1 protein-coding gene is annotated in these 542 nt (G+C 49.3%); it reads right to left on the minus strand.

The window, feature by feature from the left end; translation table 11 throughout:
• The coding region (locus R7E78_RS29795; RefSeq protein ID WP_318059104.1) for a DUF3971 domain-containing protein at nucleotides 1-542 on the minus strand (542 nt) is incomplete at both ends.

The raw sequence follows: 542 nt of genomic DNA on the forward strand, positions 1-542 counted from the left end.
CAAAAGGAATGTTGAGCTGGAACTCGGAATACACCGGGCCACTGACTTGCAAGGCCGTCAAAGCGGCACCAACCGAGTCAACCAGCGGCGTAGCCATCATGTAGTCGCGAACTTCATTACCTGGAGCTGTGGCTTTAGCTTCAATTTCGATATGGCCATCTTCAGCCAACTCCGGAATGCGCCCCGTGATGCGTTTAGCGTGAACGCCATTTAACGTCGCCGATTTGGAATCCAGATACATGGCGTCGTTTTCAAACAATAGATCAAGCTGCAAGTCGGTAATGGTTGGCCACGCAGTATCAAAACTGAATTTCGCGTCTTTTAAGCCAACCCATGCCTGAAACATGCCGTTGTGCTCTTTGTAAGGAAAATCTCCTAACTCGCCATACCACAGCAATTTGGCCGTATTTACTTTACCGCCTTGAATGGCGGTCGATAAGTAATCCGTCAGATCTTGGCCTAATGCCAAGGTTGGCAAGTAACGCCAAGTGTCACCAGCGTTGTAGAGATCCGCCTCAGCATAAAACGATAGGAATGGGCTT

Source organism: Vibrio sp. YT-19(2023) (assembly GCF_033337395.1).